We start from the raw sequence: 24,553 nt of genomic DNA, 5'->3' as shown, positions 1-24,553 counted from the left end.
TCCTTCCTCTGGTTCGCTGTCATACAATATTGCACCTCCTTCATCTCTGTAGTATCTATATCTCACTCCATTACGGACAGACATTCCCAGAAACTCCATTGTTGCCGGATTCTGGTCTGGTCTCAGACTCCAGGCCTGTTCCGATAATTCTTTTACATCCATCTTTCTTCATCATCTCCTGTAACCATGTGGAGTAACTGTGTTTCTCAGATCTTGCAGCCATTTTGTGTGGATCCGGAAAGGCGTGAACTAGCCGGTAGATCTGTTCCCATTCAACAGCATTTTTGATCAGTTCTCCTTTTCCATCTCTCCATCCTTCTCCTGCCATTTCTTCCAGCTTCGGAATGCGGCTTGCTACATAGCCATCCTGTGTGTGTACACAGATTTCAGAAGAAACGTTCATGCGTGAAAGAGCTTCTGCAAGTGTCACAAGGACGGACTGGTGGTATGTTCCGTTCGATTTTCCGAAATTTTCCTTTGTCTTTTCCTCATTTTTCACCATGGTTGCAAGGACATATCCACATTTTCTTTCTCGTTTTCCCTGAAAAGTACTGTCCGTTTCCAGGTATATGTCAACTTTCCACATTCTTTATTCCTTCTTCTTGATTTTTACCAATGTGTAATGCCGGTACGCATAGCCGGTTACTGGGTTCTTCCCTGTCTCGATGCTTTCCGGATCCACGTAATAACCTTTTGGTGCTTTTGGCGGACGTGGTTTACCGTCGCGATCAACAAGGCTCCTTCTTTTAATTTCTTTTGTCTCAGGATCCTTGCGGATGAGGTTTCTGGACGGGTGGTATCTCTTAAGCTCTTCTGACTCCCACTTCTCCAGAGGTTTTGTAATGTAGATGGCAAGCTGTCTGTATCCGCCCTCGCTGTAGAGAGTACGGAAATTGACATGTCCGTGTCCCCACTGTTGTTCCCAAAGATCTGTAATTATCAGATCTGTAGCCGTTTTTTCATTGGCTTCACGGTTGATCAGGATGTGGATGTGTCGGCCACCTCTGGATCCGATTGCAAGACGGTATATGTATTTCAGGATCCATCCCTGTTTTTTATATTTTTCTCTGATCTTTCTCACCAGTTTACCGGCATGATCCTTCATTTCTTCCCATGTAGGTTTATAACCTTTGGGATAGGTGAGGGTGATCCAGTAATCCCTTTCGCGGAAGTTCCACTTGATCAGTCTTCGAACATCGCGTTCGCGCTTCCACTGGTTATGCTTCGCAATCTCTTCTGGAGTGGCTTTCCTTCTTTTCTGTCTGATCTGACCTGCTGCTCCATACTTTCCGGTATGCTTTTCTTCGATCTCTACTGTGTCTCCACAGTCCCATCTCTGTCTGATATATCCGCATAGCGCCTTGTATCTCATATACACCTCTGTCGTAAGTCTAATACGCTTAATCGAGCCCCCAAGAGGTACTCGATACCTCTGTGGATCTCAAAAAAGGTCAAAAATATAGCAGGTGGTTCCTGCCTGCATCTTGACTTTCAGGCGCTGTATGATATACTAACTATAGTTGTTATTTCATACAGCACCATTTAATTACTGAACCTTTACAGTTGCCGCTGTGGGGTTCTTTTTCTTTGTCTTCTTATCCTCCAGCCACAGGATTATTCCGCATACAATTCCCGCGATCGTAAAAATTCCGATCACGCATCCTGTTCTGGTATCCCATTGCCATATCGGGAGATTTCCTACGATAATCCCCGTGATCAAAGAAATGTTAAGCTCTCTCACCATCGTTTTCACCTCCTTCTATTGTGTAGGATCCTCCATAATCTTCTTTCCGGAGTTCTGCTATCTCCGCGGCTCCTGATCGGGTGCCGTAGCAGGAGCCGATCGTTCCGTCAGAGAATCTTATGATCCATATCTTTCTCATGCTGTTTCTCCTTGTGGTTCTGCTGGTTTCTGGGTTTCAATGAATCTTTCCAGATCACTTCCCCGAATCTTTCTGGTTCCATTACCCTTTCCCAAAATCAGGTATGGAAGCTGTCCGGTATTCATCAGCTCATAGACTGTAGATACATTGATGAGCAGAATTTGCGCTGCCTGCTTTGCCGTGTATAATGGTTTGTATGGTTCTACCATATCTCTCACCTCTCTTTCCTTTTTGGTCGATAAATTTCGAACTCCTTTTCTTGCTGTTCCACCTGATATCGGTTATGCTTTAAGCAAATATGAAAGGAGCAATCGCCTATGTTAGAAATTTTAATTAATGATGAATCTCTTGAAGTTCAAGCTAAGCCCGAACATTTGAGTCTTTACCAGCTGTATCTTTTGTACTTATCTCAGCAATTTGATGATTCAGCAAAATGAGTTGACATTCCTCACGTTCACTCCTATCCTGTAAGTACAGGGCACTGCCATGCCTGAGTCTAAAGAAAGGAGAAAATTTCATGGATTTATCAACAAAAGTAAATATTGTGCTCTCTGTGCTTTCCTTTATTTTGGCTGTCATTTCCATCGTTACAGTTGTAATAACTTTGCGTCAAAATAATAAAATGATTGAAAATTCCAGTCGACCTTATGTATGTATTTATTTTGATTACATACAATGCGGAGAACCAACTGGCTATTTTGTTGTTAAGAATTTTGGTGCATCTTCCGCCTTTATTGATTCGCTTACATATAATGACGTTATACAAAATCATCCAAAATCACTTGCTGATATTTCAACCATCTTTGATGGTCTTTCTGGGAATTCAATAGCACCCGGTCAAAAATTCTTTGCACCTTTCAAGCTATATGAATATAAGGGCGGTGCTGCGGTTTTTGATATTCATTATCATTCCGGTAAAAAGCATTACTCAGAACATTTTGAAATAGCAGTTGCTAATTATGGAAAATTAGTAAAACCTCGTTTGGTGGACAAGGAATACCATGCTATTTCATATCCATTACAGGAAATTTCCGAACGTCTTATGTAATCAGACCTAAATCAACCATTATCTTGGCCAGTACACAAAGTATCCATGCAATTAGTACTGGCCAGAATAATTTCATGCATATTTTTAGTATCTTTTCCTCTATCTGTCTCACCTCCTAAGCTGATTCTTTATGCTTTGGATTGTTGACTTTTACTTGTGTTTCTCCTATTCTTGCATTACAGGGTAGTGACGTACCCGAGTATTTGAGAAAGGAGGGCGTTACATGGAATTAGAATTATCCAACGCCGAATTAGTTTTTCTTTATGGAACTCTAAAAAAAGAGTTAGAAAAATTAGAAGCTATCAAACCTGCATCCATGGTCAAATCCGACATAAAGCTTTACAAAAGCATTATTAAAAAAATGGAAACTTCTGTACCTCGCTTAAAAGATATTCCTATTTAATTTCAGGCTCTGCTTTGTGCAGGGCCTCATTGACCCATTTGGACGCAGGAACAAATTCCTCGATAACTATCTTGTAATTTTTTCTTCTAAATCGAACTATGCCGAAGTATTCTTTTCTTCTTCGCAAAAGAAAAAAAATCAACAATTTTTTCATGTTTCCTCTCACCTCCTATGCTGATTCTTTATGCTCTAGTTCAATTCTTTGAACTTTTGGTGTAAAAAAATATGCCGGAATATCCTCTATAGTAAGTTGTAAAAGCTGTATCGCTTTGCAAATATCTGTCTGCTTCCACGATCTTGCTCCATTCATCTTTAATGACAACGTTCGTTCCGACCATCCCATCGCACTTGCGAAATTGGATTGAGTACTAAAGATTTCCACAATTCTTCCTCGCAGTTTATTGTAGTCAAATGACAACTCTATACCTCCTTTCAAGTTCAAATATTTGAACTATCTGTATAATATCATCCCGTTTGTCACATGTCAACACTTAGATTCAATATTTTTAACTTTTTAGGTTTTTACTGTTGAACTTTTGTATAATATATGTTATATTTCGATTATGAAAAGGAGAAAGCCATGAATAGAGAAAACACTGCAATTCGTTTAAAAACAATAATGAATATTCGAGGGCTTAGACAAGTTGATATTCTTAATCTGACTATTCCTTATTGTAAGAAGTATGAAGTAAAAATGAATAAGTCCGATATTAGCCAGTATTGTTCTGGAAAAACAGAGCCTAATCAAGAAAAACTTTTTATTCTTGGAAACGCATTAAACGTAAATGAAGCATGGCTCATGGGTTTTGATGTCCCTATGGAAAGAATATCCAATAAGGAAGAATCCTGTGCTGCCCCCGATCCGCTTCCCTCCGATCAGCAGCAACTGAACGATATTTATTCCCAGCTCGACCACCCAAATAAGAAAAAAGTCCTTACCTACTCCAAGAACCTCCTCTCCACCCAGCAGATGGAAGATGACGTTCTCGCCGCCCATGCCCGTACAGACGTAGAACAGACACCGGAGGGTGTGCAGCACGATATTGATATTATGAATGATGATTCTTTATGGGAGTAGAAATGAAGGCAAACATATTCGTAACCGCACCTTATAATCCTGAATTTAATAAATATCTTCCTGCTCCTTTAAAGCATAATTCCATATATCAGTCAGAAGGTTTAAAAAGGCATATCGAAAAAAGACATCCTGAGTGTCTTCCATATTTATCTTTTCTGTCCTCAATTATTGAATCTCCTGACTATATTGGTGTAAATCCTAATGAAAAAGGCACAAGTTTTGAACTGGTAAAAATAATGAGTGAAAATGTGCAAATAGGCATAAAGCTTGATGTAACCGAAGATTATCTTTACGTTGCCACTTTGCACACTATTACATCTGGAAAACTGCAGCATGGAATTGAGAATGGTCGGTTAAAAAAATTTGACAAATAATGAATATCTGTTTATAATGATGACATAGAATAATAATCAAGTAGCAAAGGTCGGAAAGGCTCCCGACACACTCGTAAGAGTACCTGAGATGATGGATACGCCGCCCATCTTGTTACTTGGATTACTATGAAGGTGTTGTCATCATGGCAACACCTTTTTTTATTGTTATTTGCATCAGAAAGGAAAATGTGGAGTGACTTGTTTTTATTGCAAAGGTGACGTTGAAACTTCTACAACCACTTATATGACTGATTATCAAGGCTGCTATATTATTATCAAAAACGTGCCCTGCGAAAAATGTTCTCAGTGTGGTGAAGAATATTTAAATGGCGAAACCCTTGAACGAATTGAAGAGATTATTCAAAAAGTAAAGGGTATACTGGCAGAAATTGCAGTCGTTGATTATAAACAGAGCGCTTAAGGGGAGGATCCCGTTGAACTACGAACAGTTACTGACTGCTGCCGATCAGGAAGGTCTGGCAGTAAAAGAACATCCTCTGACAGATCATGACGGTCTGCTCAGGGGGAATCGGATAGCAATCCGAAAAGATATAGAAACACAGGCCGAGAAGTCCTGTGTCCTGGCAGAGGAACTTGGACACCACTACACTACTTCCGGTAACATTCTGGATCAGAAAGATATCATGAATCGCAAACAGGAATACCGTGCAAGATTGTATGGTTACAACTTAAAAGTGGGGCTTGCCGGTCTGATCAGAGGCTACGAGGAAGGCTGTCAAAATCTTTACGAAATGGCTGAGTGTCTGGATGTGACGGAAGAATATCTGCAAGCTGCTATAGATTGCTATCATGCAAAATATGGTCAGTATACGGCAGTTGATAATTATATGATAAATTTTGAACCATTTGCAGTGATGAAGTTTATTGCTGTTGAATGATAAAAAACAATATGAAGGAGGAATTCTTTATGAAAACATGGAAACTTGTATCAGGGATTTTGTCAATCGTATTATTTATTATGGTTGCATTTCAATCCTACGCTGTAGGAATCGGCAACACTCTTGGTGAGACCGGAGAAGTCGGTGGTTCCGCTGGTATCATTGTTGCGATTATGCTTTTAGCGGGCGGAATTGTATCTATTGCAACACGTAAAGGCGGCAAGGGCGGCAATATTGCTCTTATTGTTCTTTTCGGCATCGGTGCATTATTAGGCTATGGATTAGCTGGAAGTTATTCAGATTTGTACATATGAGCTACTTGGTGCTTGATCAACGCACTTTTGGCAATTGTATCACTTATAAAAAATAAATAAAAGCAATAAAAAAAACCGCCCCAGTGTTACCAGCACCAGGACGGCTCGTCCTGACCGGACACCAGTCAGGACATACAAAATGCATCAGATGAAAATAATCTAATATAAGTGGTAAAAAACTACTTAAAACATGTAAAAAATACCTTATAAAATTTGCAATATTTATATCACTGTAGTAATATACTTGTACGGAGAGAACCATATTGATTATGGTTGAAAGGCACTCGTGCAAGTAATTGCTCGGGTGTCTTTTACTTTTTATGTTAATATATAAAAAAATCGCCCCAGTGTTGGCGCACCAGGACGATTCTGATCTCCGAAGAGATACCACATTTTGCAAAGATATTGTATCATCTTCGGAAACAGTGCACAACCCAAACATTTGTGTGGCTGTTATTTTTGTACCCAAAATCAAAAGGAAGGTGATATTGTGGGAGAATTAAGAACAAGAAAACGTGGAAAAAGCTGGGAATACAGCTTTGAAGGCGCGCGGATTAAAGGAAAACGCAAATCAATTTCCAAAGCAGGATTCCGAACGAAAGCAGAAGCGCTTGCTGCAGGCACCAAGGCAAAAGCCGAGTATGATCAGGCCGGTATTATATTTAAAACATCAGAGATGTCTCTCTCTGATTATCTGGATTTCTGGCTGGATGGTAATGTCAAGACTAATATGACATACAACACATACGATGCTTATGCATCTGCTGTTAAGTTACATATTAAACCAGTATTGGGAAACTATAAACTTTCTGCACTTTCTCCTGCTTCCATCCAGCAATGGGTTGATTCGCTAAAAGTAAAAGGATTATCCGAGCAGAGTATTGCCAATTATCGTGGCGTGCTCTCCGGAGCATTGAAGTATGCAGTATATCCATGCCAGTTTCTTCGCCAAAATCCCTGCTCTTACACTCGTGTCCCCAGCGTTCCGGTTACTCAGGATCAGAGAGAGCACAGGGAGTATGTGTGCAGTAGTGAGGCATGGTCAGATATCGTCGACTATTTCAACGGTACCTGCTACTATCTGCCTCTTATGATCTGCTACCACACCGGTATGCGTATTGGAGAGTGTTTCGGGCTGGATCTGCAGCGTGATGTAGACTTCCGCCGACACACGATTTCTGTCAACCGTCAGCTGCAGAAAGAGGACAAACAATGGATCTATAAGAATCCGAAATATGATTCTTTCCGGAAGCTAAAAATAGGTCCCACTCTCGAAGCATTGTTGAAGTCAGAGATTACCGTTATGAAAATGAATCGGTTAAGATATGGGGAATACTACACAAGAACTTATGTTGATAATTCTTTGCATCTGCACTGTGTTCCTGCAAATCAGGACGTTCCTCCAGACTACAGAGAAGTGTGGCCTCTGACAAAAGAGAATGGCGAAATGCTGACTACCGAAAGCATTAAGTACTGTACCAGAATTATCAAACACAAACTGGGGTATACCGCTTTTCATCCTCATAGTCTACGTCACACTCACGGAACGATCCTTGCAGAAAACGGAGCTTCCCCGAAGACCATTATGGAACGTCTCGGACACAAAAATATTAAAGTCACAATGGAACGTTATGTCTACAATACAGAAAAAATGCAGGATGAAGCTGTAGCACTTTTTGAGGCTGCCATAAAGTAAAATTGCCTACCATCTGAAAAAATGGTAGGCAAACGGTAGGCAAAACCGTATTTTTCACTTTAAGAAATGCCGGAAAGTCGCATAAATACTGGATTAATACTCAAGCGTTTCCATATACTTCATGTACCTTACAACCATCAGTGCAATCTTGAAGGTAATTGCATCTTCGAATACACGAAGATCCAGTCCGGTACTCTTCTGAAGCTTGTCCAGACGATAAACCAGTGTATTTCTGTGGATATAGAGCTGTCTGGATGTCTCAGAAACATTCAGGCTGTTCTCGAAGAACTTATCGATTGTAACAAGTGTCTCTTCATCGAAATCATCCGGTGATTTATTCTCGAAAATCTCCTTAATGAACATTTTGCACAGCGGAATCGGCAGCTGATAGATCAGACGTCCGATACCAAGAGAACTATATGCAATGACATCCTTCTCACCGAAGAAAATCTTGCCGACATCAAGTGCCATGCGGGCTTCTTTATAAGAACGGGAAACTTCTTTCAGTTCGTTGACGATCGTACCATATGCAATATGTGTCTCTTCTGTCTGATTTAATCCAAGTGAATCAAGGATTGCATGTGCAAGCTTATCCATCTCCGGATAACCTTCACCCTCCTCGAGTTCTTTTACAATAATGATGCTCTTCTCATCTACTGCAGTAATGAAATCTTTGCTCTTACCGCCGAAAAAACTCTTAACGCTTTCCATTGCACTGTGATCCTTCTCCTGCTGAAGTTCAAGAATCATAACTACACGACGGACATCCGCATCGATATGAAGTTTCTTCGCACGGTTATAAATATCAACCAGAAGCAGGTTATCAAGAAGAAGATTCTTGATAAAGCTGTCTTTGTCGAATCTTTCTTTATAGGCTACAATGAGGTTCTGAATCTGGAATGCAGCAAGTTTGCCAACCATGTAAGTATCCTCATCATCTCCATGCGCAACCAGCACATATTCCAGCTGATAATCATCGCAAACTTTAAAATACTGGAATCCCTTTACAAGCTGACTGTCTGCCTGGGATTCTACAAAAGCCTGTATATCTCCCGGCTGAATTGAAAAATCTGCAAACGTTGTTGCGAGTACCTTTCCCTCTGTGTCAATGATGCAAAATTCTGTTCTGGAAATTTCTTTAAGTCCTTCCAGCGTATTCTGCAGTACCTGATTTGATATCATCTGCTTACATCCCTTCTCGCTTACTGCGCGTTTTTCTCCTTTTTCCCCATAGGCTTGCTATACTAAATGTTATTTTAATACAAAATGACCAAAAATAAAAGACCAAAACTTAAATTTTTTACATTTTTTTGTGAATAATTCCTATTTTTCTATGAAACCTTCCCCATGAACCTCTCTTGCATCACCTACGATCACAAATGCATTCTCATCAATTTCGTCAATTTTTTCTTTTAAATGAACCAGTTCTTTCTTTCCGACTACGCAAAACAGCATCAGTTTATCCGTTCCGGAGTACATTCCCTTTGCTGAAATCCCTGTGATTCCACGATCAAGATCTTCCATGACCATCTTTGCCACTTCATCCGGCTTATCCGTAATAATGTAAACAACTTTTGAGAATTTCAGTCCTTCAATAATTCCATCAGAAACTTTCGTCACAAGGAATACTGCAATAATCGCATACAGCGCACGCTCTACCCCAAATACATACATGCCGACTACAACTACTGCTCCATCTATAAACTGCATGATCTGCGCGATGGAATAATGATTCAGATATTTCTGGATGATTGCTGCCAGAAGATCCGTGCCCCCGGTCGTTCCGCCTCCGAGAAAAACAAGTCCTATTCCGATTCCCTGCAGAAGTCCTCCATACAGCGCGACCAGAAGGAAATCTCCTGACAACTTCCATGCCGGAAGGATTGCCAGCCAGATCGTCAACGAAAGATCTCCCAGAAGTGCTTTTTTTACAAATTTAAAACCTTTTATTTTAGCGGCGAGAAGAAACAATGGAACGTTCAATACAAGGTTGGTGATCCAGAGTGGGATTCCATTTCCATACAAACCCTTTGTCCAGGCTTTGATAAGAATCGCAATACCGGAGAATCCCCCTGTAACCATTCCTGCTGCATCAAAACAGGATGTGATTGCAGTTGCCATAAGTCCGGTTCCGACAATAATCAAAATATATTCCAGATACCACACTTTTTTTCCAGCAATTTTCATAAGTACTCCTTTCTCTGTTGCTATATCTCAGTAAAGTAACCCTCAACCTAAAAGAACGGGATACAGCGAAATGCTGTTTCCCGTTCTTAGTGTGCCCTACTTGGAAGGCTTATTTGCAAATTTAATAAAATGATAGCTCTCAACAATCTCGAAATATTTGATAATTCTCGGATACAGAGGTTCGGCTGCTTCTCCGAATTCACTCTTCACCAGTGCTGCGATATCGGATACGGTACGCTTTCCATCGATCAGCGGCCAGATAAAAGTGCCCTGTGCGTCAAGATGGACTTTTGTGTACTGAGGTTTGTTGAATACCTTCTGTGCAATTTTATTGAACAGTCCCGTATTCTCCACATCCAGTATCACACGTCCTTTTATGTCCTTATGCCAGTGAAGTTCTTCGGATCTTACCGGAATCAGATCAAGATAGTTGATATCCATATTTTGTTTTTTGCTTTTTTTATTCTGTTTTCTCATCAGGCTTTTTTCTTTTTCCATAAGGAGAATTTCAGCAGTGTCAGGATCATGATGATCATGAGAACAACACCACCGATGTTACCAAAGTTAACAACTCCGGATACATCCAGACTGATACCTGCAACTGCAAGGATAGCAAGTGCGATACCTACAAGACCTTCGCCGGCGATCATACCTGCACAGTATAATGTACCGTCTGTAACCTGATCGTTCTTTGTTTCTTCATCAACGTTCTTTCTGCCATCCATAAACATACGAACAACACCACCGATCATGATGGTTGCGTTCAGATAGATTGGAAGGTAAAGACCGATTGCAAAAGGCATTACCGGAATTCTTAGGATTTCCATACCAAGTGCAAGGAATACACCGATGAATACAAGTGCCCATGGAAGGTTTCCTCCCATGATACCCTCAACGATCATCTTCATAAAACCTGCCTGAGGAGCCGGAACTTCTGCTCCGCCATATCCCCATGCTGCATCCAGAAGATACAGAACACCACCGATTGCAAGACCGGAAGCAACAACACCGATCAGCTCACCGATCTGCTGTGTCTTAGGAGTTGCTCCAAGAAGGTATCCTGTCTTAAGGTCCTGAGAAGTATCACCAGCGATTGCTGCGATGATACAGATTACAGAACCGATTGCGATTGCTGCTTTCATACCATCGATTCCAGTCTGTCCGCTGCTCTTGATTACCATTGTGGAAATCAGAAGTGTAGCGATTGCCATACCGGAAACCGGGTTGTTGGAGCTACCGATCATACCTACCATACGGGAAGATACAGTTGCAAAGAAGAATCCGAAGATTACGATAAGAAGTGCTCCAAGCGGATTAACCGGGATAGCCGGTACTGCCCAGATAATAACTACCATTGCAACGATACCGATCAGGATGAAGTTCATCGGAAGATCTCTGTCTGTTCTTGCAGTTCCCTTTACAGATCCGCCCTTCATGCTCTTCATGGAATCACGGAATGTGCTGATGATCAGCGGCAGAGATTTGATCAGGGAAATGATACCACCTGTAGCGATGGCACCTGCTCCGATGTATTTCACATATTTGCTCCAGATTGCTGCTGCACCACCAGCCGCATACAGCTGTGAAATAGTCACTCCCGGATCAGCCGGATACAGCCAAGTATCTGGTCCAAACAGGCAGATCATCGGGATGATAACCAGCCATCCGACGATAGAACCTACAAACATGAACGATGCTACACGTGGTCCTACGATATAACCAACACCAAGAAGTGCCGGATATACTTCCATACCGATTTCACCCTTAAGGGATGTAAATGCTGCAGAAACGTCTGCCGGAATAACTTTCAGACCGTCAACAACAAATTTGAAGACTGCTGCAAGTCCCATACCGGAAAATACAGTAGAAGCGTTTGCACCGCCTTCTTCACCTGCAAGAAGTACGTCTGCACATGCAGTTCCTTCCGGATAAAGAAGTGTTGCATGCTCTTTAACAATAAGAGCGTTACGAAGCGGTACCATGAAAAGTACACCAAGGACACCACCGCAAAGTGCGATCAGAGTGATCTCTACCAGACTCGGTTTATCACAGAGACCTTCTTCTGCCCATAAGAAAAGAGCAGGCATTGTAAAAATAGCACCTGCTGCAAGTGACTCACCGGCGGAACCGATCGTCTGCACCAGATTGCTCTCCAGAATGGAGTTTTTCTTCATGATGACACGGATAACACCCATGGAAATAACTGCTGCCGGAATAGATGCGGAAACAGTCATACCGACACGAAGTCCGAGGTATGCGTTAGCTGCACCGAATACGATAGCAAGGATGACACCCATGAGCACAGATGTGACCGTCATTTCCGCTGTTACTTTTTCAGCAGGAATATACGGTTTGAACTCTTTGTTCTCGTTCATTGATTTCCTCTCCCTTTTTTTTTGTTATGAACCTCTTATTATTATAACCGACTTTGTCAGTATTCGCAAGGGCGATTTTATGAACTTTTTATACTTTTGTTCGTTTTATTTAACATTTTTTAGAAATATTGCACTTTTTTTGTCTATCATTCATCAATCTCAAGCTGTTTTGTCAGATATTTCCCGACAATTCTCGAAAATTTCGTAATATCGCGGATATACGCAAAGTCTTTACCGAAAATCTTTTTCTCCGTATCCAGATCTTTTTCTTCCCCCGCAAAAACACCAAGAACGCTGACATCAAGATTTCGGAGACGCCGCACTTCCATCCCCGTGTCCGTTACTGCTACTTTGCCACGATATGGCTGCGGATTTTTTGCATTCGGACGGTTTACGATCACATCATACGGCCTGCCGTCACTTAAGATGATCATGATTTTCTTCTCTTCTTCCCGCTGGAGGAGATCATATCCGGCAGTCCGGATTGCAAGTCCGTCACGGTTATTGGAAGAAGTTACATAATTAAAAATGTTTTCATTTTCTGAACGCGGATCATCATATTTACGGAATCTGTGCAGGATCGTGTAATCCCAGAAAGTGCAGAAGCTCATGACTCTGTGTGGGATCTCCACATTACTGAGTGCTTCACTGATGATATATGCCTGAATTGCCACTTCACCCTGGCGGCTCATCTGCGAGCCACTTGCATCAATCAGAACATCTACTACAAAATCCGCTGAATCTCCTTTCAGTTCCTGTTCAAAGATTCTTGCCTCTTTACTTCGTCCTACTCTCCACAAACGGGACGGAACCACTCTGCCTCTGTCTGAAAAGACACTCTGGCTTTCACTCCTGAGCACCAGGGATTTTCGTAACGTCTCTGTCAGCTCTGAAATATTCTGTTTCACGATCCGGTGTTTATCATGATACAGCCAGATATTTTTATTTTTGAGGCGTTTCGCGTATTCATACTGGTAATTTCTCTTTACCGGATTTTTCAGAATTCCTTCTGTGAAATACAGGCTGCAGTCACTGTGGATATCTCTGCACATCAGATAATTCATGCGTTTTTCTTCTGCTTCAGTCAGATACGTGATGCCATAATTCAGTTCCACATATGTGTGGGCTTTTTCCTGCATCTCCGGTGTAACCACTGTTACCTTTCGTCTTCTCTCACGTTTTTCTTCCATTTCTTCGGTAACGGCAGCATTCTCAAGTCCGGCAACATTTGTTGTCAGCTTATCTACGTATGTTTCCAGAGCTTCCTCATACATTTCCTCCGAAAGATAATCCTCCCACGAAAATTCAGTCAGATCTTCCAGTGTAACCGCAAGCACCTGTTCCAGAGTTCCATGATTACGCTCAAACTTCGGATCGATCAGCGAATTGTACAGCCGGTCAATAATCCTGATCAGTTCCATCGTATCTTTCGTACTGCCGGCTTCCTGTACCAATTCCATAAACGGCTGCATTTTCTGCTCTGTATGATACTCTCCTTCGGAAAGTCTGCGCCTTAGGACATTCACTTTAAGCCTGCCGGCAAGATCTGCATGTGATGGCATTTTTTCGAATTCCTGATCCAGAATATCCTCAAAACACTGTCTCTGCATAGAACGGATCCCCGGTCGCTCTTCACAGACTTTTTCACCGATAGCTTCTTCTATACAGAGCTGTGCCACGAAAGTCAGCTCATTTTCTCCTGCTTCCATAAATATCTTTTTGACAAGATAAAGCCCGAGCATATCCTTATCATAATATCTGGCAAGAGCTCCCTGTTTGATTCCGTCATAGAGCGCAATTGCCTTTGATCTCAGAAAAAGTGACACGTCAGGCTTCATATCCAGTCCGTAATCACCGCTGACTGTCCACAGGAGATTGCGGATCCTGTTTTCCAGTTCCAGACGGTAATCATCAATTTCAACTGGTTCCGTATTATTCATAGACATCCTCTCTGGTCCATTCCAAAGGAATTCGGGTGTTCACGACATCTTCTACGATTTCTTTTTCAAAGATATCAAACGTTTTGTTGATTACTCCCATGCGGATTGCTTTTGCAGGAGAAAGTCCCGCTTCCACGATCTTCATTGCAGCAAGCAGTCCTCGAAGATCCAGTGTCTTCGTAGATATTTCGCTGTTCTGTGCTTTGAGCTGCAGATCAAGAAAAACTCCGATAAACTGTTCAACTGCATGCTCTTTCGCTGTCGGAAACATCTGATGAAAAATAAACTGCAGTGTCTCTTCTGACTGTGCCGGCATATCAATTACCATAAATCGGGAAACCAGAGCCTCATTCAACTCTTTCGTACCGGCATATCCATAATTCATCGTGCCGATAAAACGAGTCGCAGGATGCAGATCGATCTTATCGTATCCCGGAACATCGATGGAACGACGGTGATCCAGTGTTGCATGCAACACGGAAACAGCATCATTCTTTGCCATATTTATTTCGTCCAGCACACCGAATCCACCGCATTCTGCGCAACGGTAAATACTTCCCTTTCGAAGTTTGACCTGATCATCCTCAAACGTATCGGTACCAATCAGATCACCGCTGTTTGTATTTACGTGAAACGATACATTGTATACCGGTCTGTGAAAAATATATGCCAGATTTTCTGCCAGAATATTTTTTCCGGTTGCCTTCGGACCTGCAAGGAGCAGATTCTGTCCCTGAAGCAGCCCTGCAATCGCCATTTCCAGAATTTCTTTCCCATAAAAAGGGATGGCAGGCTTTGTGATCCTGCCTGCCGCTTCATCCGGAACCGGGTACATTTCCCGAAATTCCAGTATCTTTTTTATTAAACGGGAGGATACATTCTGTTCCTCCAGAAATTTCAGTTCTTCCAAATTCAATTCTCCCTGATAATATAATCCCTTATTTCTTAAACCTCAAAGATCAGATCGCCATAAGAAGGCATTGGCCACATGGACTTGTCAACGAGCATTTCCAGCTCATCAACCGGGGTACGGAGTTCTTCCATTGCCTTGCAGACCACATCTTTACAATATACTGCACGTTCTCTGCCTTCCGGAATCTCAGAAACTTTTGAAACAACATCTGAAAGATTTTTCATGGCGCTGTTTGTCACTTTCAGAAGTGCGGAGCACTTTTTCAGAAGTTCAAGCTGCACGCTGATATCGATATCTCCGACCGCGCGGACGGTATTTACAGAGTCCGCAAGAACTGTTGTATAACGGATAACTGCCGGAATGATCTGCTTTGTAGCAATGTCAATCATGGTCTTTGCTTCGATATTGACTGCTTTTGCATAAATCTCGTACTGTATCTCTGCACGGGATTCCAGCTCAGTCTGTGTGAATACATGGAATTCCTCAAACAGTTTTACAGCCTTTTCTGTTGTCAGTGCCGGAATCGCATCCACCATGGACGGAAGATTCGGAAGGCCACGGCGTTTTGCTTCTTCTGCCCACTCCGGTGCATAACCGTTTCCGTTAAAGACAATGCGCTGATGCTCGATCGCATATTCTTTGATCAGATCATGAACTGCCATTTCAAAATCATCTGCCTGTTCCAGACGGTCGCAGGCTTCCTTGAAAGCCTCGGCAGCGATTGTGTTCAGCACGACATTACATTCAGAAATAGAATCTCTGGAACCGACCATACGGAATTCGAATTTATTTCCGGTAAATGCAAACGGTGATGTACGGTTACGGTCTGTCGCATCTTTCATGAAATCCGGAAGTGTCTTAACACCGGTCTCAAGGATCGTACCCTTTTTGCTGTGTGTCGCAGTTCCTGTGCTGATCAGCTGATCAAGGACATCCCCAAGCTGCTCACCAAGAAATACAGAAATTACAGCCGGCGGTGCTTCATTGCCACCAAGTCTCTGATCGTTTCCTACATCCGCTGCGGATTCACGAAGAAGGTCTGCATGAGTATCTACAGCTTTCAGGATACAGGTCAGGACAAGCAGGAACTGAATGTTCTCATGTGGTGTCTTGCCCGGATCCAGAAGATTGATTCCGTCATCCGTTGTCAGCGACCAGTTGTTGTGCTTACCGGAACCGTTGACGCCTGCAAACGGTTTCTCATGAAGCAGGCAGCGCATACCATGACGGCTTGCTACTTTCTTGAGGATACGCATCATGATCTGGTTGTGGTCTGCAGCGATATTTACCGGTGCATAGATCGGAGCCAGCTCATGCTGTGCCGGAGCAACTTCATTGTGCTGCGTCTTCGCAGTTACACCGAGTTTCCAGCACTCTTCATTTACTTCTTTCATATAGGCAGAAATTCTCTGACGAATCGTACCGAGATAGTGGTCATCCATCTCCTGTCCTTTCGGAGGCATTGCGCCGAAAAGAGTTCTTCCTGTATAGATCAGGTCTTTTCTCTGAAGCCATTTTTCTTTATCTATAAGGAAGTACTCCTGTTCTGCACCTACAGATGGTGTTACTTTCTTAGAGGTCGTATTTCCAAAAAGTCGGAGAAGTCGTAAAGACTGTGTATTAATAGCTTCCATAGAACGCAGAAGTGGTGTTTTCTGATCAAGTGCCTCTCCTGTATAAGAACAGAATGCAGTAGGAATACAAAGCGTTCCGCCGGCCGCATCATGGCGCACAAAAGCCGGTGATGTACAGTCCCATGCAGTGTATCCTCTCGCCTCAAAGGTTGCTCGAAGTCCACCAGACGGGAATGATGATGCATCAGACTCTCCCTTGATCAGTTCTTTACCGGAAAAACTCATCAGAACTTTGCCGTTCTCTTTTGGTGCTGTAATAAACGCATCATGTTTTTCCGCAGTTACACCTGTCAGCGGCTGAAACCAGTGGCTGTAGTGGGTTGCTCCCTTTTCGATTGCCCATTCTTTCATCTCATGGGCAACTACATCTGCCACCTCCAGAGAGAGTTCTTTGCCCTCTTCGATGGTTTTTTTCAGCTCTTTGTATACTTTTTTCGGAAGACGTTCTTCCATGACTGCGTCATTAAATACGTCACATCCGAAAAGCTCTGTTACATTTACGTAATCTGACATTCTCTTTCTCCTTTTGGTTCTCATTCGCGTTGTATTTCTTTTTTACTTTTTGGTACTCTTAAGATAAAGATTCAGCGCTTTATGTCTGTTTTCGATATCAACATAACTGTGATCTCCACCAAACTCCCCGTCCAGAGTCCACGGCACTTCTTCATCTGACTCTATTGTAAGCTTCTTCGTCTTGAAAGAATAGATCAGGTCTGTGTTGTCTTCAGCCATCACGAGTGCCGTTATGATTTCCTGAAGCTGTAGTGGATTCTTCGGATGAACAATCAGTGTCACCTCAAAAAGTCCGTCATTCATATCAACATTCTTTCCTGTGAGGTTCTTGAATCCGCCTACAGAACGGGAATTCGTGATCATTCCGACGATGAAATCATCCTCTGCCTGAACTTCATCAGAAGTTACTTTCATATGGTAAGATTTTATATCAAAAAGTCGTTTTACCCCTTCCAGAACATAGGCAACATGTCCAAGAACGTTTTTCAGATCCTGGTCTGTCTCATAAGACACATCTGTAAACAATCCAAATGCTGCCACATATGCAAAAGTCTTCTGATTGAATCTTCCGATATCACAATGGTACAGTTCTTCTTCCATGATCATCTCTGCTACTTTTGTCATGTTTTTCGGCATAAAAAGACTGTTTGCAAAATCATTGGTACTTCCTGCCGGAATATAACCGATCGGAACACTACTTTCTGCCTCCATGATACCGGTAACTACTTCATCCAGTGTACCGTCACCACCGCTGCAGACGATCATGTCAACGAAATTTGCATATTCCTTCGCTTTCTCATAGGCATCTCTTGGAGCCTGCGTGGAACGGATAATGATCTCATAATCATGGCTGCTGAATATATCTACGATGTCCAGCAAATGCATCTTGATCTTTCCTTTTCCTGCTTTTGGATTAAACACAAAGAGCATTTTTTTTGCCACGGTCTGATTTCCCCTTTCTTCTTGTTTTATTGACAGTGTATATCATACAACAAATCACGTCAAATGCCTAGATGCAAATTTTTTGTGTTAGTCCCCTCAAAAAATTTGGAAATATTATACTGTTGAAAATCATGCTTTATCTTTGTATACAAAAAAATCCTCTGAAATAAATCAAAGGACTTCATGTAATAGCGAGAGGGGGATTCGAACCCTCGACACCACGGGTATGAACCGTGTGCTCTAGCCAACTGAGCTATCTCGCCATATTCAGTTAAAGGCATAAAAAAGTAGCGAGAGGGGGATTCGAACCCTCGACACCACGGGTATGAACCGTGTGCTCTAGCCAACTGAGCTATCTCGCCATATTTAATGGGACCTATAGGGCTCGAACCTATGACCCTCTGCTTGTAAGGCAGATGCTCTCCCAGCTGAGCTAAGATCCCATTTCTATACCTGCCATTGAGCTTTCGCTCAACCGACTACGTTAGTATACTATTTCCGTGCCAATGTGTCAACACTTTTTTTATTTTTTTTAAATTTTATTTTTTTTATAAATTTCCGACAATTTTATCTTTCAGAATTGCAAGGATTTCCCTTGGGACATAAATAAGCAGTCTCCAGGAACGATATTTCGATGGAATCGGATAGATTTTTCTGCATCCGCATTTCTTTCCGATAGCAACTCCACGAAATACATGAAAGTTGTTTGTCACGACGCCAATGCTGTGCTCCATACTTCCGATCAGGCGGAGACTGAAATCCAGATTTTCTTTCGTGTTGGTTGATTGTTCTTCTTTTATAAGACGTTCTGCTGCAATCCCATGTTCTGTAAGATATCTGTACATGGCTTCAGCCTCGCTGATCTGCTCTCCGTCGCCCCGTCCTCCGGAAAGCACAGCCTTCGTATCCGGATTTTCTTCCAGATACAACAAAGCCCTTCTGACTCGTTCCAGAAGGGCTAGTGTAAGCTTTGTGCCATTGACATGTGCACCAAGTACAATGATATAATCCAGATCGGATCTGGTTTTCATTATCTGCCGCAGCAGTGTTTGTATTTCTTGCCGCTTCCACACGGGCATGGATCGTTGCGGCCGATTTTGTGCGGTTTTACAACTGTACCGGACTTTTTCTGCTCTTTGTAGAGTTCTTTACGTTTTTCTTCAGTAAAGATGTCGTTCCACTGTGGCAGTTCATACAGCCAGTCAGCCTTTGCATCTACCATATTCTTGTAAAGGAGTTCTTTATCAAAAGCAAGTGTAACCTTTGTATTCTCATCCATAGTCTCAATCGGGTTCGGAATCTTAAGGCTGTCGTTGATACCATCAAGGAAACCAACCATAGTCATAACATCCTGTCCGTATTTCTCAGCCAGTTCTTTCACTGTACCGCTTACAACTTCATCCGGGTTGGAAAGAAGCTGTTCATAAATGCCCTTCTCAATATTGAAATAGTTTGCCCAGAATCTCTGGAGCTGATTGCGGTCTGCCTGCTGATTGTAGGCAATCTCACGCCACTGCTCTAAGATTGTTTTATCGCTCATTTGTTTATCCTCTTTTCAAAAATTTTGCCTGTGGTTCATTATATCATCTTTTTCACCAAAAGACAAACCATATTGTAATAATTTTTGTGAAAATTCTGTATAATGTTACTGTGAACAGTAACTGTATAAATACTCATATAACGGTTATACTATAAGTGTTCCGATAAGATATCTTTGAAGAACGCTGCAAAAGATAATATCAGAAATACTTATTTATATCCTCCCCTTATGAAAGGTCTCAGGACTGACGCCCATGCCGCGGTTTTGGGGCTTTTCTTCTGTTCTTTTGCGAAAAAATTCTGTTTTTATTTTACGCCGAGTGTTTCCAGCTCTGCCGCTGCCTGTTTGAAACTCTTGAAACAGATTGTATGGATTCCTGCTTCCTGTGCTCCCTCGCAGTTCACCGGACGGTCGTCAATGAACACGCACTCCTCTGCTTTCAGTCCAAACTTATCAAGCAACGTCTGATAAATGTCAGCTTCCGGCTTTAACTGCTTCACATCACAGGAAAACACGGTACCGTCCATATATTTGAGGAACGGCATTTCTTTTTTTGTACGATCCAGCATATATCTGCTGTAATTAGACAGTACATATAACTGATAGCCCTGGCTTTTCAGGTATTTGGTCCACGTTTCCGCATATGGCATCCTTCGTACCGTCTTTGGTGTATCTTTCATCACTGCCGCAATGTCTTTGGCATACTCCGGTGCCAGTTCCTGACACTGACGTACATATGTCTCCTCATCATAGAGACCTCTGTCTCTTTCATCCCAGACCGGGCTCTGAAATGTTGCCTTCGCGATACGCTCACGCTTTTCTTCGTCAAATCCAAAGCTGTCGAGATAATCCTGCCAGTTAAATTCTACAAGTACAAGACCTACATCAAAAACCACGTTTTTAATCATACTGCTTTTCTCCTGACCATCTTTCTTTTTATTCAGATATTTGAATAACATCAGAATCACATAACACATGACCGCAACAAACATCACCGTAAAAAGCGATGCCATAAATTCCTTCTGGGAAAAATCGCCCTTCAGTGCAAAATACATCGGAAGGCAGAAAATTACCAGCAGAGCGATCACTCCGATGATCGCAGCACATTTTTTCCAGTTTTTCATACTTACCTCTTTATTAAATAAATGCGCCGGAGAGTTCCCCGGCGCGTTCTAAGTTGCTGATTACTTATTTCTGTAAATAATGTCGTTTCTTCCTGGTCCGTTGGAGATCATGGTAATCGGGAATCCAATCTGTTTCTCAACGAATTCTATATATTTACGACAGTTTTCCGGAAGATCTTCATAATTCTTGATTCCACGGATATCTGTTTTCCATCCCGGAAGTACTTCAAGAACAGGTTTTGCCTTCTCGAGAAGAGTTGTGGTCGGGAAATCTGTAGTAACCTTTCCGTCGATCTCGTAACCTGTGCATACCGGTATCTCATCCAGATAGCCAAGCACATCAAGTACTGTAAAGGCAACATCGGTTGTTCCCTGCATACGGCATCCGTACTTTGAAGCAACACAGTCAAACCATCCCATACGTCTCGGACGTCCGGTTGTTGCGCCGTATTCCCCACCGTCTCCACCGCGTCTTCTAAGCTCATCCGCTTCTTCACCAAAGATTTCGGAGACAAAAGCTCCTGCTCCTACTGCACTGGAGTAAGCTTTGCATACTGTGATGATTTTTTTGATTTCGTATGGCGGAACACCTGCTCCTATTGCACCGTAAGCTGCAAGTGTAGAGGAAGAGGTAACCATCGGATAAATTCCGTGATCCGGATCCTTCAGAGAACCAAGCTGTCCCTCAAGCAGGATCTCTTTGCCTTCTTTTAATGCATTCCACAGGAACAGGGACACATCTCCTACATATGGAGCAACCATTTCTTTGTATTTCATGAGTTCTTCATAGATCTCGTTCGGATCAAGAAGTGGTTTGTGATACAGATGCTCCAGCATGATATTCTTTGTCTCGACAACACGTGCGATTTTTTCTTTGAGTGCATCGTCATCGAACAGCTCATGTACCTGGAAGCCGATCTTTGCATATTTGTCTGAATAGAACGGAGCGATACCGGATTTAGTAGATCCAAAAGATTTACCACCCAGACGTTCTTCTTCGTACTGGTCAAACAGAATGTGATACGGCATAACGATCTGTGCTCTGTCGGAAATCATGATCTTCGGAGCCGGAACGCCTCTTTCAACTACTTCATTGTATTCTTTGAAGAATACCGGAATATTCAGTGCAACACCATTTCCGATCACACTTGTTGTATGGTTATAAAATACACCGGACGGAAGTGTATGCAGTGCAAATTTACCGTAGTCATTTACAATTGTATGACCTGCGTTCGCTCCTCCCTGAAATTTTACGATGATATCTGCTTCCTGAGCAAGCATATCGGTAATTTTACCTTTACCTTCATCTCCCCAGTTTGCGCCAACTACTGCTTTGATCATAACACTTTATCCTCCTCGTGTTTTAGACATTTATTTCCGCGGTCATGCCGAGCATTTCTTTATGTGCATCCAGAACCGGCTGTACAGTCTTTGTAATAAATGCAGTTGTCTGCTCTTTTGCTCTGCCGACATATCTGGACGGATCCATAGATTTCTGAAGCTCTTCGATTGTCAGGTTGAATGCCGGATCTGCTGCAATTCTCTCAAGAAGGTCATTGTCTTTACCTTCTACCTTAACGGTACGTCCTGCTTCCATGGAAAGCTCACGGATACGCTCATGCAGTTCCTGACGGTCTCCGCCGGCTTTTACTGCATCCATCATGATGTTCTCGGTAGCCATAAACGGAAGTTCGGCCATCATGTGTTTCTCGATAACTTTCGGATAAACAACCAGTCCGTCTACAACGTTCAGGCACAGATCCAGAATGCCGTCAATCGCAAGGAATCCTTCCGGAATACTGAGACGTTTGTTTGCAGAGTCATCCAGTGTTCTCTCAAACCACTGTGTAGCGGAAGTAATTGCCGGATTCAGCGCATCTACCATTACATATCTGGACAGAGATGCGATACGCTCGCTTCTCATCGGATTACGCTTGTATGCCATCGCAGAGGAACCGATCTGTGATTTTTCGAACGGCTCTTCTACTTCTTTCAGGTGCTGCAGAAGGCGGATATCATTTGACATCTTGTGTGCACTTGCTGCGATTCCTGCCAGAATATTTAAAACTCTTGTGTCTACTTTACGGGAATAGGTCTGTCCAGATACCGGATAGCAGTTCTTGAACCCCATCTTCTCTGCGATCATCGGATCAATCTTGTCGATGGTCTCCTGATCTCCTTCAAACAGTTCAAGGAAGCTTGCCTGTGTACCGGTCGTTCCCTTGGAACCGAGAAGTTTCAGAGTGCTCATCACATATTCCAGATCCTCGAGATCCATCAGGAATTCCTGTGTCCAGAGTGTCGCACGCTTACCAACGGTCGTCGGCTGTGCAGGCTGGAAATGTGTAAATGCCAGTGTCGGCTGTTCTTTGTATTTATCTGCAAATTTTGACAGTTCTGCAATGACGTTTACCAGTTTTTTCTGAACCAGTTTTAAAGCTTCGGACATCACAATGATGTCGGTGTTGTCACCTACGTAGCAGGAAGTCGCACCAAGATGGATGATTCCTTTTGCTTTCGGGCACTGTACACCATATGCGTACACATGGGACATAACATCATGGCGCACCTGACGTTCTCTTTCCTTTGCCACATCATAGTTGATATCATCTTTGTGAGCTTTCAGTTCATCAATCTGTTCCTGAGTGATGTTCAGGCCCAGCTCTTTTTCTGTCTCAGCCAGAGCGATCCACAATCTTCTCCATGTGCGAAACTTCATATCCGGAGAAAAAATGTACTGCATTTCCTTACTGGCATAACGCTCCGAAAGGGGACTTACGTATCTGTCTGTACTCATGTATTTACTCCTATCATCTCACTCGATTAACCGCAGGAGAAGTATCGCTGCGGTTAACCAGATTTCCTATCATTACGCAGAAATTATATAACATCGCATCATTAAAAGCAATCCCTTTATTCCTCTCCCTGATGAAATTTGCCAAGGAATTCTTTAATTCGTGTATTGTTTGAAGAAAATACCTCCTGCGGAGTACCTTCCACAGCGATCACACCTTTATCCATAAAGATAACGCGGTCAGAAATATCACGGGCAAAATTCATTTCATGAGTGACGATCACCATTGTAATATGAAGATCTGCAAGAGAACGGATCACACGCAGAACCTCGCCAGTCAGTTCCGGGTCAAGCGCAGATGTCGGCTCATCAAAAAACAGGATCTTCGGATTCAGTGCAAGCGCTCTTGCGATTGCTACCCGCTGGCACTGACCGCCGGAAAGCTGATACGGATAAGCGTTTTCTTTATCCGACAATCCCATCTTTGCAAGAAGTTCCCTTGCTTCTTTGTAAACCTCATCTTTATTTCTTTTCTGCACATGGATCGGTGCATCAGTAATATTTTTCATTACCGTATAATGTGGGAAAAGGTTAAAATTCTGAAATACCAGACCAAAACAGGACTGAATTTCTTTTAACTTTGCTTTGTTCGGCAGACAGACTTTTCCGTTTTCTGCCCAGACTGTTTTCTTTCCCATGTAGCTGATCTCACCATCATCGATCAGAGTCAACAGTGTAGCACAACGAAGAAGTGTGGATTTACCGGAACCAGAAGAACCGATGATAGAAACTACCTCGCCTTCGTTTACATGAATTGACACATCTTTCAGCACCTGAAGACCGTCAAATTCTTTTTTGATATGATTCATTTCCAGAAGACTTGTACTCAAAACATT

Annotated in this window: 29 protein-coding genes and 3 tRNA genes; 8 read left to right on the top strand and 24 right to left on the bottom strand. The window is 42.5% G+C overall.

Going from position 1 to position 24,553, the window contains the following annotated elements; genetic code table 11:
* Positions 1-70: 70 nt before the first annotated feature.
* From H8Z79_RS03430 to H8Z79_RS03410, 5 genes are all read right to left on the bottom strand, one after another.
* Positions 71-586 carry a hypothetical protein gene (locus H8Z79_RS03430; protein WP_187002687.1) on the bottom strand — a complete coding sequence of 172 codons (516 nt, stop codon included), beginning with the start codon at positions 584-586 and terminating at the stop codon, positions 71-73.
* A gap of 3 nt (positions 587-589) precedes the next feature.
* Positions 590-1,372 (bottom strand): rolling circle replication-associated protein, encoded by a 783-nt coding sequence (locus H8Z79_RS03425; RefSeq protein WP_187002686.1) that lies wholly within the window; start codon positions 1,370-1,372, stop codon positions 590-592.
* Between the two features lie 174 nt (positions 1,373-1,546).
* Positions 1,547-1,744 carry a hypothetical protein gene (locus H8Z79_RS03420; RefSeq protein ID WP_187002685.1) on the bottom strand — a complete coding sequence of 66 codons (198 nt, stop codon included), beginning with the start codon at positions 1,742-1,744 and terminating at the stop codon, positions 1,547-1,549.
* Positions 1,728-1,883, bottom strand: a complete 156-nt coding sequence (locus H8Z79_RS03415) for a hypothetical protein (protein ID WP_187002684.1) — start codon at positions 1,881-1,883, stop codon at positions 1,728-1,730. Before H8Z79_RS03415 ends, H8Z79_RS03420 begins: the two co-directional genes overlap by 17 nt.
* The gene (locus H8Z79_RS03410) at positions 1,880-2,092 is read right to left on the bottom strand and encodes a helix-turn-helix domain-containing protein (RefSeq protein ID WP_072523358.1); all 213 of its coding nucleotides are present in this window, start codon (positions 2,090-2,092) and stop codon (positions 1,880-1,882) included. Before H8Z79_RS03410 ends, H8Z79_RS03415 begins: the two co-directional genes overlap by 4 nt.
* 308 nt (positions 2,093-2,400) lie before the next feature.
* Here H8Z79_RS03410 and H8Z79_RS03405 point away from each other — a divergent pair, with 308 nt between their 5' ends.
* Both H8Z79_RS03405 and H8Z79_RS03400 read left to right on the top strand, forming a co-directional pair.
* Complete coding sequence (locus H8Z79_RS03405) at positions 2,401-2,931, top strand: hypothetical protein (RefSeq protein WP_117627707.1); 531 nt, start codon at positions 2,401-2,403, stop codon at positions 2,929-2,931.
* A 223-nt stretch (positions 2,932-3,154) separates the two neighbouring features.
* Complete coding sequence (locus tag H8Z79_RS03400) at positions 3,155-3,334, top strand: hypothetical protein (RefSeq protein ID WP_187002683.1); 180 nt, start codon at positions 3,155-3,157, stop codon at positions 3,332-3,334.
* Here H8Z79_RS03400 and H8Z79_RS03395 read toward each other — a convergent pair.
* Together H8Z79_RS03395 and H8Z79_RS03390 are read right to left on the bottom strand one after the other, a co-directional pair.
* On the bottom strand, positions 3,327-3,488 hold the full coding sequence (locus H8Z79_RS03395) for a hypothetical protein (RefSeq protein WP_187002682.1): 162 nt from the start codon (positions 3,486-3,488) through the stop codon (positions 3,327-3,329). The genes H8Z79_RS03400 and H8Z79_RS03395 overlap by 8 nt on opposite strands.
* 15 nt (positions 3,489-3,503) lie before the next feature.
* Positions 3,504-3,752, bottom strand: a complete 249-nt coding sequence (locus tag H8Z79_RS03390; protein ID WP_187002681.1) for a DUF739 family protein — start codon at positions 3,750-3,752, stop codon at positions 3,504-3,506.
* Between the two features lie 162 nt (positions 3,753-3,914).
* Here H8Z79_RS03390 and H8Z79_RS03385 point away from each other — a divergent pair, with 162 nt between their 5' ends.
* The 6 genes from H8Z79_RS03385 (at position 3,915) to H8Z79_RS03360 (ending at position 7,695) form a co-directional block, all read left to right on the top strand.
* Entirely contained in the window at positions 3,915-4,412 is a 498-nt protein-coding gene (locus H8Z79_RS03385) for a transcriptional regulator (RefSeq protein ID WP_187002680.1), read from the top strand.
* The gene (locus tag H8Z79_RS03380) at positions 4,403-4,786 is read left to right on the top strand and encodes a PBECR3 domain-containing polyvalent protein (protein WP_187002679.1); all 384 of its coding nucleotides are present in this window, start codon (positions 4,403-4,405) and stop codon (positions 4,784-4,786) included. The genes H8Z79_RS03385 and H8Z79_RS03380 overlap by 10 nt, the downstream gene beginning before the upstream one ends.
* Before the next feature lie 193 nt (positions 4,787-4,979).
* Complete coding sequence (locus H8Z79_RS03375) at positions 4,980-5,207, top strand: type II toxin-antitoxin system MqsA family antitoxin (protein WP_187002678.1); 228 nt, start codon at positions 4,980-4,982, stop codon at positions 5,205-5,207.
* Between the two features lie 13 nt (positions 5,208-5,220).
* Positions 5,221-5,685, top strand: a complete 465-nt coding sequence (locus H8Z79_RS03370) for a hypothetical protein (protein ID WP_187002677.1) — start codon at positions 5,221-5,223, stop codon at positions 5,683-5,685.
* A gap of 29 nt (positions 5,686-5,714) precedes the next feature.
* Entirely contained in the window at positions 5,715-5,999 is a 285-nt protein-coding gene (locus H8Z79_RS03365; protein WP_187002676.1) for a hypothetical protein, read from the top strand.
* Between the two features lie 490 nt (positions 6,000-6,489).
* Positions 6,490-7,695 carry a tyrosine-type recombinase/integrase gene (locus H8Z79_RS03360; RefSeq protein WP_187002675.1) on the top strand — a complete coding sequence of 402 codons (1,206 nt, stop codon included), beginning with the start codon at positions 6,490-6,492 and terminating at the stop codon, positions 7,693-7,695.
* 93 nt (positions 7,696-7,788) lie between these two features.
* On the opposite strand, the gene H8Z79_RS03355 is transcribed toward H8Z79_RS03360, so the two are convergent.
* The 17 genes from H8Z79_RS03355 to H8Z79_RS03275 form a co-directional block, all read right to left on the bottom strand.
* Positions 7,789-8,877 (bottom strand): PucR family transcriptional regulator, encoded by a 1,089-nt coding sequence (locus H8Z79_RS03355; RefSeq protein WP_015542332.1) that lies wholly within the window; start codon positions 8,875-8,877, stop codon positions 7,789-7,791.
* Positions 8,878-9,018: 141 nt separating this feature from the next.
* Positions 9,019-9,882, bottom strand: coding sequence for a YitT family protein (locus tag H8Z79_RS03350; RefSeq protein WP_118039796.1), 864 nt, complete (start codon positions 9,880-9,882; stop codon positions 9,019-9,021).
* Positions 9,883-9,978: 96 nt separating this feature from the next.
* The gene (locus H8Z79_RS03345; RefSeq protein WP_015542331.1) at positions 9,979-10,380 is read right to left on the bottom strand and encodes a PqqD family protein; all 402 of its coding nucleotides are present in this window, start codon (positions 10,378-10,380) and stop codon (positions 9,979-9,981) included.
* The gene (locus H8Z79_RS03340; protein WP_187002674.1) at positions 10,359-12,257 is read right to left on the bottom strand and encodes an OPT family oligopeptide transporter; all 1,899 of its coding nucleotides are present in this window, start codon (positions 12,255-12,257) and stop codon (positions 10,359-10,361) included. Before H8Z79_RS03340 ends, H8Z79_RS03345 begins: the two co-directional genes overlap by 22 nt.
* A 146-nt stretch (positions 12,258-12,403) precedes the next feature.
* Positions 12,404-14,197, bottom strand: coding sequence for a cobaltochelatase CobT-related protein (locus H8Z79_RS03335; RefSeq protein ID WP_015542329.1), 1,794 nt, complete (start codon positions 14,195-14,197; stop codon positions 12,404-12,406).
* Complete coding sequence (locus H8Z79_RS03330) at positions 14,190-15,107, bottom strand: AAA family ATPase (RefSeq protein WP_118039797.1); 918 nt, start codon at positions 15,105-15,107, stop codon at positions 14,190-14,192. Before H8Z79_RS03330 ends, H8Z79_RS03335 begins: the two co-directional genes overlap by 8 nt.
* Positions 15,108-15,142: 35 nt before the next feature.
* Positions 15,143-17,257, bottom strand: coding sequence for a glutamine synthetase III family protein (locus H8Z79_RS03325; RefSeq protein ID WP_015542328.1), 2,115 nt, complete (start codon positions 17,255-17,257; stop codon positions 15,143-15,145).
* A 42-nt stretch (positions 17,258-17,299) separates the two neighbouring features.
* On the bottom strand, positions 17,300-18,199 hold the full coding sequence (locus H8Z79_RS03320) for a diacylglycerol/lipid kinase family protein (RefSeq protein ID WP_118039798.1): 900 nt from the start codon (positions 18,197-18,199) through the stop codon (positions 17,300-17,302).
* Positions 18,200-18,388: 189 nt separating this feature from the next.
* Positions 18,389-18,462, bottom strand: a tRNA-Met gene (locus tag H8Z79_RS03315).
* Positions 18,463-18,487: 25 nt separating this feature from the next.
* A tRNA-Met gene (locus H8Z79_RS03310) sits at positions 18,488-18,561 on the bottom strand.
* Positions 18,562-18,569: 8 nt separating this feature from the next.
* A tRNA-Val gene (locus tag H8Z79_RS03305) sits at positions 18,570-18,642 on the bottom strand.
* Positions 18,643-18,747: 105 nt separating this feature from the next.
* Complete coding sequence (locus H8Z79_RS03300) at positions 18,748-19,230, bottom strand: YdcF family protein (RefSeq protein WP_118039799.1); 483 nt, start codon at positions 19,228-19,230, stop codon at positions 18,748-18,750.
* On the bottom strand, positions 19,230-19,739 hold the full coding sequence (locus H8Z79_RS03295) for an SEC-C metal-binding domain-containing protein (protein ID WP_072521703.1): 510 nt from the start codon (positions 19,737-19,739) through the stop codon (positions 19,230-19,232). The genes H8Z79_RS03300 and H8Z79_RS03295 overlap by 1 nt, the downstream gene beginning before the upstream one ends.
* A gap of 305 nt (positions 19,740-20,044) precedes the next feature.
* Positions 20,045-20,863 carry an HAD family hydrolase gene (locus tag H8Z79_RS03290; RefSeq protein WP_118039800.1) on the bottom strand — a complete coding sequence of 273 codons (819 nt, stop codon included), beginning with the start codon at positions 20,861-20,863 and terminating at the stop codon, positions 20,045-20,047.
* 60 nt (positions 20,864-20,923) lie between these two features.
* Positions 20,924-22,204: an adenylosuccinate synthase gene (locus H8Z79_RS03285; RefSeq protein ID WP_187002673.1), complete on the bottom strand. Its 1,281-nt coding sequence runs from the start codon at positions 22,202-22,204 to the stop codon at positions 20,924-20,926.
* Between the two features lie 22 nt (positions 22,205-22,226).
* Positions 22,227-23,660: an adenylosuccinate lyase gene (purB, locus tag H8Z79_RS03280; protein WP_015542322.1), complete on the bottom strand. Its 1,434-nt coding sequence runs from the start codon at positions 23,658-23,660 to the stop codon at positions 22,227-22,229.
* A gap of 116 nt (positions 23,661-23,776) precedes the next feature.
* Positions 23,777-24,526 carry an amino acid ABC transporter ATP-binding protein gene (locus tag H8Z79_RS03275; RefSeq protein WP_118039864.1) on the bottom strand — a complete coding sequence of 250 codons (750 nt, stop codon included), beginning with the start codon at positions 24,524-24,526 and terminating at the stop codon, positions 23,777-23,779.
* Positions 24,527-24,553 lie beyond the last annotated feature (27 nt).

The organism is Blautia intestinalis (assembly GCF_014297355.1).
GTDB classification, from domain to species: domain Bacteria; phylum Bacillota; class Clostridia; order Lachnospirales; family Lachnospiraceae; genus Blautia_A; species Blautia_A intestinalis.
The sequence above is the reverse complement of the archived record's forward strand: the minus strand, read 5'-3'. Positions and strand labels throughout refer to the sequence as shown.